Annotated in this window: 7 protein-coding genes; 2 read left to right on the top strand and 5 right to left on the bottom strand. The window is 45.2% G+C overall.

Going from position 1 to position 7,511, the window contains the following annotated elements; translation table 11 throughout:
* Nucleotides 1–420 precede the first annotated feature (420 nt).
* Complete coding sequence (locus NWE92_13925; GenBank protein ID MCW4030729.1) at nt 421–1,239, bottom strand: hypothetical protein; 819 nt, start codon at nt 1,237–1,239, stop codon at nt 421–423.
* A 380-nt stretch (nt 1,240–1,619) separates the two neighbouring features.
* Between NWE92_13925 and NWE92_13920 the strand changes: the two genes are divergently transcribed.
* A complete protein-coding gene (locus tag NWE92_13920) occupies nt 1,620–2,285 on the top strand; it encodes a hypothetical protein (protein ID MCW4030728.1) in 666 nt (221 codons plus the stop codon).
* A gap of 54 nt (nt 2,286–2,339) precedes the next feature.
* On the opposite strand, the gene NWE92_13915 is transcribed toward NWE92_13920, so the two are convergent.
* Both NWE92_13915 and katG read right to left on the bottom strand, forming a co-directional pair.
* Nucleotides 2,340–2,510 (bottom strand): hypothetical protein, encoded by a 171-nt coding sequence (locus NWE92_13915; protein MCW4030727.1) that lies wholly within the window; start codon nt 2,508–2,510, stop codon nt 2,340–2,342.
* Nucleotides 2,511–2,628: 118 nt separating this feature from the next.
* On the bottom strand, nt 2,629–4,809 hold the full coding sequence (gene katG, locus NWE92_13910; protein ID MCW4030726.1) for a catalase/peroxidase HPI: 2,181 nt from the start codon (nt 4,807–4,809) through the stop codon (nt 2,629–2,631).
* Nucleotides 4,810–4,885: 76 nt separating this feature from the next.
* Here katG and NWE92_13905 point away from each other — a divergent pair, with 76 nt between their 5' ends.
* Complete coding sequence (locus NWE92_13905; protein MCW4030725.1) at nt 4,886–5,323, top strand: transcriptional repressor; 438 nt, start codon at nt 4,886–4,888, stop codon at nt 5,321–5,323.
* An 82-nt stretch (nt 5,324–5,405) separates the two neighbouring features.
* Here NWE92_13905 and NWE92_13900 read toward each other — a convergent pair whose 3' ends face one another.
* Nucleotides 5,406–5,786 carry a VOC family protein gene (locus tag NWE92_13900; GenBank protein ID MCW4030724.1) on the bottom strand — a complete coding sequence of 127 codons (381 nt, stop codon included), beginning with the start codon at nt 5,784–5,786 and terminating at the stop codon, nt 5,406–5,408.
* A gap of 92 nt (nt 5,787–5,878) precedes the next feature.
* Nucleotides 5,879–7,372, bottom strand: a complete 1,494-nt coding sequence (locus tag NWE92_13895; GenBank protein MCW4030723.1) for an NAD(P)/FAD-dependent oxidoreductase — start codon at nt 7,370–7,372, stop codon at nt 5,879–5,881.
* Nucleotides 7,373–7,511 lie beyond the last annotated feature (139 nt).

The following is a 7,511-nucleotide window of genomic DNA, read 5'->3' as shown; positions in this document are numbered from 1 at the left end:
CTACGGTGCTAGGCGAGACGCCTAGGTAGACGAAGGATTTGAATTCGGTGTAGGGGACAGCGGCGTTACTTGTGGGTAGGTTTGCAATAGCGACGACTGTAGCGGTCAATAGCAAAAGCAGAGTAAAAGCAGAGAGAATTGTTTTAACTTTTGTTTTATTCATTTTCATTCTCCTTAGTTTGCGGTAAGCAGATGCTTACACGCTTTTTTTCACTTTTTAGTAAGTTTGCAAGCGATTAATTGATGGCTTGCTAAACTCAGAAGCCAATGGCAGACAGGACGATATAATATCTGATGGAAAGATGGTACTTACCATGCCTAGAAATCCCCCCAAGCCTTCTTTGTTTATGAGTAAAAGAAAGAGCGCTAACATACCCAGAACTTGTGCTTACAGATGTTAGATTCTCTTTGCCAAACTTTCTATCGTTTCAGAATAATCGGTTTTCCTTTCTTCCATGCGGACTCAAAATTATGTTGATAAATAGCGATTATGTTTTTGCTATTCGTTTTTAGGATACAGGGGAAGTGCCCGGCTGTTTTTCTTTGGGTCGATATGAATACTTCCTTGTCATCAATAATTACATACGGTTTAACCGTAATTTTGCCTCCCTGTTTTAGCGTAAAGTTGCCCATAGATGGCACAATTTGTTCCAACACTTTTTCAGTGGATTCTGTATTATTCGTTTCATCAATCAGCAGTCTTGTTTTTACTTTATGGGAAACTAGAGTTCGGTAACGATTAATAAGTAAAGGCATTCTCCGTCTTATTAGCTCGAAATTTAGGACGCAATCACACCGAACTCTGGCCTTTTCGAATGCTTGATCTAACGTATTATTGACCGTGTTATCCGTAACTAGAAAAGTGGCTTGTATGTCGCTTTGGGGGTGATTTTCGTCTTTTGTTTGTGTGCCCTCTATTGTTTGGAGTAGGTCTGTTATGGCTTTCATGCGGTTAATTTTATTGTTGGCTATCTGCTGTTCTGCTTGAATGATTCGGGGAAGCGCCTTCGCGGAGGGAATAGACGTAATAAAGAATGGGCGCTCAGTTGTTTTTGTTATCAAACCCATTTTTTCAAGTTTGGGCAATATTTTACATATATCTTGAGGGTGAATCTGCGTATCATCTGCTACGGCGCTTATTCGTGACCCCTTCGAACGAAGTATAGACAAGTAAACCTTAGCTTGATTTACCGATAGCCCGAAAACCGTTAATTCTTCTACTAGCTCGCTTGCTTTCAACTGTAATTACACACTGATGACTTTACGACGTTTTAATTAATAAAACAATATCGTCTATATAACAAAAAAATAGCTATCTTGTTAGTTTAGCGCTTCATGTAACCAGAAAAAAGTGGCTGCTAAAACACAAATTTGAATGTTTATGTCTGTGGCGACTGTACCCTGCTAGACTAACTAGACTACGACACTCACAGGAAAAAATCGTAATTACACCAATAAGCCCTAAATAAAAAGGGAAAGAAATGCTGCGTAGAAAGTGAAAGGGACGCCTGAGTATAGGTTCAAACTCCAGCGACCCCACCGCCTATAACTCGATTTATTTGCCAAATTCTAAATCCAATTGCAAGTAATAAATACTCTAACAACTCATAGCTGCAGGCATGAATACGCTGGCAAGTCGACTGGGGTTCTGGTCTGCACTCATTCTTGCGGTACTGGTTTTTCTTATTGACGCAGGAATGATCCTGTCCACAATACTTTTTCCCCTGACATCAATAACTGACATAGAAACTTATGCAAGCACTTTTAGCAGCAGCCAAATGTTACCTATGGTTCCTTCTTTGGCGCTGGGAACGGTTTTTGTGGTGTTGATGTCTTGTATCCATTTCTTTGCGCCAAAGGATAAGAAATTCTTTAGTCAACTGGGCGTTTACTTCTCTTTGATTTGTGCTACAGTTCTTAGCATTCACTACTATATCCAGTTGTCATTTGTTCAGCAGAGCCTGCTTAATCATGAACTCTTGGGGCTTTGGCTGTTTGTTGCTCCAAATCCGCATTCGTTATTCTGGACTCTGGCGGCTTTAGGGTACGCTTTTATGGGCATATCTTTGTTATGTGTAGTGCCGCTTTTTTTGGAGAAGCCTGACAGAAAAATAAAATGGTTACTTATCGCAAACGGCATACTTGGATTAATCTTTCTTGTTGGAAACGCCTTGGGCATTTTCATAGTCAATATACTGGTTAGTTTCGCCTGGGGCATTCTATTCCCCCTTGCCAACATCCTGATTGCTCGAAGGTTCCCAGCAAAAACACAACCTGAAACCTAAAAACAGGCATGCAAAAAAATCGACGCTGGCCGCATGGTGAGTTTGGTTTGGTGTTTAGCCGTATTTTTTCCTAAGCTGATGAACCCTCATTACCGCCGAGGTTTTGTTTTGATTCACGATTCTTTGATATGCTAATTCCAGCTCCTTTAACACTGCGGGGCTTATTTGGTCTTTAACGGTTAATTCTATCCAGACTTGACCATCAACTTTTATCTCAACAAGCATGCAACCACCTATTTGCTTATTTGTGGGTTGCGCTTTTAAGATTGTCTCTGATTAACAAATCCTGTTTTGGTTTTTAATAAAAAGAGGGTGGGCTTGGTTTCTCCTGCCCCGTCCAGATTTAGCTTTTTGAGGCGAGGTTGAAGCGGTCAAGGTTCATCACCTTGTTCCAAGCCGCCACGAAATCCTCCACAAACTTCTCCTCCGCGTCGTTGCTTGCGTATACTTCGGCTAAGGCTCGAAGCTGAGCGTTCGAACCAAAGATGAGGTCCACGCGGGTGCCCGTCCATTTGAGTTCGCCTGTTGTGCGGTCACGTCCCTCAAACACATCCGAATCTTGGGAGGTTTCCTTCCAAGTTGTGTCCATGTCAAGGAGGTTTACGAAGAAGTCGTTGGTGAGCGTTTCTGGTCGCTTGGTGAAGACTCCGTGCTGGGACCGCTGGAAGTTGGCGTTTAGGGCGCGCATGCCACCAATCAGAGCGGTCATCTCGGGGGCGGTTAACGTTAGCAGTTGTGCGCGGTCAACTAAGAGTTCTTCTGCTGATACGGCGTATTTGGCTTTTTGATAGTTACGAAAACCATCCGCAAATGGTTCAAGAACAGCAAATGCTTCCACATCGGTTTGCTCCGCCAAGGCATCGTTGCGTCCAGGCGCAAACGGCACTGCTACCTCGTGACCTGCTTTCTTTGCAGCCTGCTCCACACCGACACATCCCCCCAAAACAATCAAGTCAGCAAGCGAAACCCTCTTACCGCCTGACTGAGCGCTGTTGAATCCCTTTTGAATTCCACCCAGAACCTCTAACACATGCTTTAGTTGAGGGGGCTGGTTGACTTCCCAATCCTTTTGCGGGGCAAGACGGATACGCGCCCCATTTGCGCCGCCACGCTTGTCGGAGCCACGGAAGGTGGACGCAGATGCCCAAGCAGTTGAAATCAGCTCCAAGATTGACAATCCTGAGGCATGGATTTTGTCCTTGAGGTCTGCTATGTCTTGCTCATCAATCAGTTCATAATCGACTGCGGGTATGGGGTCTTGCCAAATCAGCTCTTCGGCGGGGACTTCGGGGCCGAGATAGCGTGAACGCGGACCCATGTCGCGGTGGGTGAGCTTGAACCATGCTCTGGCAAACGCGTCCGCTAACTGCTCTGGATGCTCATAGAAGCGTCTGGAAATCTTTTCGTAGACGGGGTCAAATCGTAGGGCGAGGTCAGTGGTGAGCATAGATGGCGCGTGACGCTTTGAGGGGTCGTGCGCGTCGGGTACGGTGCCTGCGCCTGCATCGCCTTTTGGTTTCCATTGGTATGCGCCTGCGGGGCTTTTAGTTAGTTCCCATTCGAAGTTGAATAGGTTTCGGAAGAAGTTGTTGCTCCACTTAGTTGGCGTTTGGGTCCAGATGACTTCTATGCCGCTAGTTATTGTGTCGTCACCTTTGCCTGTGCCAAATTTGCTCTTCCAGCCCAGTCCCTGTTCCTCGATGGGGGCGGCTTCAGGCTCGGGACCAACCATTGATGCGGGACCCGCACCGTGGGTTTTGCCAAAGGCGTGTCCGCCCGCGATTAGGGCAACTGTTTCCTCGTCGTTCATTGACATGCGGGCGAAGACCTCGCGGATGTCTTTGGCGGCAGCAACAGGGTCTGGATTACCGTTAGGGCCTTCTGGGTTAACGTAGATTAGTCCCATCTGCACAGCGGCAAGCGGATTTTCAAGGTCTCTTTCCCCTGAGTAGCGTTTGTCTCCGCCTAGCCAAGTGGTTTCTGAACCCCAGTAAACGTCTTCCTGTGGTTCCCAGACGTCCTCTCGTCCACCGGCGAAACCAAAGGTCTTAAAACCCATCGACTCAAGCGCAACGTTTCCAGCAAGAATCATCAGGTCAGCCCAGGAGATTTTTTTGCCATACTTCTGTTTGATCGGCCAAAGTAGACGGCGTGCTTTGTCGAGGTTAACGTTGTCTGGCCAACTGTTAAGGGGTGGGAATCGTTGTGCTCCTCCGGCTACGCCTCCGCGTCCGTCGCCTTTGCGATATGTGCCGGCGCTGTGCCATGCCATTCGGATGATGAGTCCTCCGTAGTGTCCGAAGTCGGCTGGCCACCAATCTTTTGAGTCGGTCATCAACGCTTTTAGGTCCGCTTTTAGAGCGTTGTAGTCGAGTTTTTTGAATTCTTTTGTATAGTTGAATTCTTTGTCCATTGGGTTGGAGAGCTTGGAGTTTTGGTGTAAGATGTGTAAGTTTAGTTGGTTTGGCCACCAGTCTATGTTTGATGCGCCTTTAGGGCTAGTGTTTCCCTTTTTGTCATTCATTTCAAAAAGTCTCCTTTGTATGATAGTACGGGATAGAGAAGCTTTATTTAAGAATTATTATTATCTAATAATAAGTATGACTGCCTACCATAAAACAGACACCTCCGCAATAGACGCACTACGAAGCAAAGGCTACAAGGCAACCCCCCAAAGAATAGCCATATGCCGAATCGCACTAACCAGCAGAACCCACCCCTCCGCCCAAGAAGTATATGAGGCGGTCAAAAAAATCCATCCAACAGTAAGTCTAGCGACAGTCTACAAAACTTTAGAAGTACTAAGAGATTTGAATTTAGTTCAGGAAATCAATTTTCCCAGGGGACAAGCCCGTTTTGATTCCTATATGCTCCCGCACATAAACTTGGTTTGCCTAAAATGTGGCAGCATCAAAGACCTAGATGATGCGACAATAAAAGAAATAACACACAAGGTTACTGAAACCACAAAATTCAAACCAACTGGGCAACGCATGGACGTATATGGGCTTTGTCAAAAGTGTAGCAGCACAAAATAATGAATAGTAACTACCTATTCCTTCTGTGGCAGGCAAGACCTTAGAATCTGATTTTAACTGCAAATGGGTTCTGGATTCGGATCTATGTTGCATTGGGGTCCGTTTGAATCAAGCCGAAGGGGAGACCACCCGGCTCGGAGCATGTGGCATACCACCCCACCCCGGGAATAGCCATTTTTGGTTCAAGAATACTTCCGCCATTCTCTTTCACATCGTTGAGACACTCATCAAGGTCCTCGACTCCGATTGTAATTAAAGTTAGAGGTTTTCCACCGCTTATCTTTGAATCCTTGACTTCTCCGACGCCTCCATCTATTCCTGGTTCGTTTTCAGGACCCGCTTGAATTCGGTAATATTCATAGGGCATGGGGAACTTTTCAAAACGCCAATCAAAGACGTTCTCTAAAAATTTTCGTGTCGCTTCCACGTCGAAAACGGTCAAGTCAAAATATACAGGTTTCATAAAACTGTCTCTGTAATTTATGGCTTAAAGCTTTTAGCTCGCTTGTCGTTAATGAAAATTTTTTGACTAAACCTTTAACGCAAATTAGCTAATTATTTATTGTTTGTTACGAATTCTTTTTTGTCCTCTTTGCAAAGTTGTTGAATGACGTCGCGCCCCATTTGGGAAACTTGATTTGTAGAGTACATCGCGCCAGCCCATTGGCCAACCATATGGAATGCTCGGAGTCCGGGAAGTGTTTTGCTAACTCCATTTTTGGCTACTTCTTTAGCTAAGTCCTTGGGTGCAGGATACGGAACACAGTAACCGCGGTAAGCAGCTGTCCAATGTTCTACAGAAACGGGTGTGGCCACATCGACCACCTCGATTTGCTCTGTAAATCCTGGGAACCGCTTGTCTAACCTCTCAGCAATCATGTCCGCGATTTTCTTTTTCTCTTCACGGTACCTGTCTTTGTCCGCGGCTAGTTTTTTCCAGTAATCATAGTTTGAATCAAAAACAACTTTGACTACCGTTTTGCCCTCTGGAGCAAGTGTGGCGTCAAAATTGAAGATTTCAACATCCAGCCTGTTATATTCCCGTCCCTCAAATGTGACTGGCGTATCTTGGAAAAGCACCAGCGAGTGGGGTTCACCGCTGAAGCTTCGTTTGACTCCATACCAGACTTCAAACCCAAAAGAAATGGTCTTCGGATACGAATTGTAATAAGTGCGTATAGCGTCGTTAACGTATTTTTCTTCTAACATGTTGAATATTGTGGAATACCCATCTGCCGCGGAGACCACGATTTCGGAGAAATGTTGTGAGCCATCTTCTAATTGTACACCAATTGCTTTATCATTCTGTGTTAAGATTTTTACAACTTTCGAGCGGTAAGCTACCTCTCCGCCTAATTCTATGTAGCGTCTTTCAATGTTTTTTGAAAGTGCCATGGAACCGCCGATTGGCCACCCGCCGTCGCCTTTGTTTAGGGCAGACAGAAAAATCATCGGTATCAAAACGGGCACTCCCGAAATGTCATACAGGATTGTGGGGAAAGCCTTTTGGAGGAAGGGTTCGCTGAAACCTTGAGCAAACTCGTCGACTGTTACTTTGCTATACTTCATCAATGGACCCAACACTGGCAGGATCTTAAAGAGCACTTTAAAACCGCCTGACATCGCGGCGAATAAGTCATAGTTGCTGAAACGTCGGCATGTCTTTATGAATTCGCTGATTTTTTTCTGGTCCTTAGGTGCGAGTTCCATCATGTGCCGTTCCAACTCGTCTAAGTTTGTGAAAACGGTAAACGCTTTGCCGTTAGTGTCTTCTATTTGAACAAATTCTTTGAACCTGTACGTCTGAGGGGCGCTGAAGGCAGACAGTTCCTTCCAAAGTTTGTTGTCTTTAGAGTCAGGGACGATGCCGAACAGGTTGTGAATTGTGTAATCAAACGTGTAGCCTTTTCTTTGCCAAGAGACACAGACGCCGCCAGGTTTAGTTTGCAGTTCGAATATTTTGGTTTTATAACCGTTCATTTGTCCATAGCAGCCGGTTGCTAAACCCGCTAGGCCAGCGCCAATAATAATTATGGATTTTGTGGTCACCGAAACAGACCTCGCTTTGACTGTTTTATTATACTCTGTCATTCCCTTTAAGCCTTAAATCGGTTGAGCTCCTCAAATTTGAGCTAAAAGGTTGCTCATCTTTTGCGAGTGTTAATAACTCGCCGTGTAGAGTACTATT

This window comes from Candidatus Bathyarchaeota archaeon, assembly GCA_026014745.1.
In the GTDB taxonomy this organism is placed as follows: domain Archaea; phylum Thermoproteota; class Bathyarchaeia; order Bathyarchaeales; family Bathycorpusculaceae; genus Bathycorpusculum.
The sequence above is the reverse complement of the archived record's forward strand: the minus strand, read 5'-3'. Positions and strand labels throughout refer to the sequence as shown.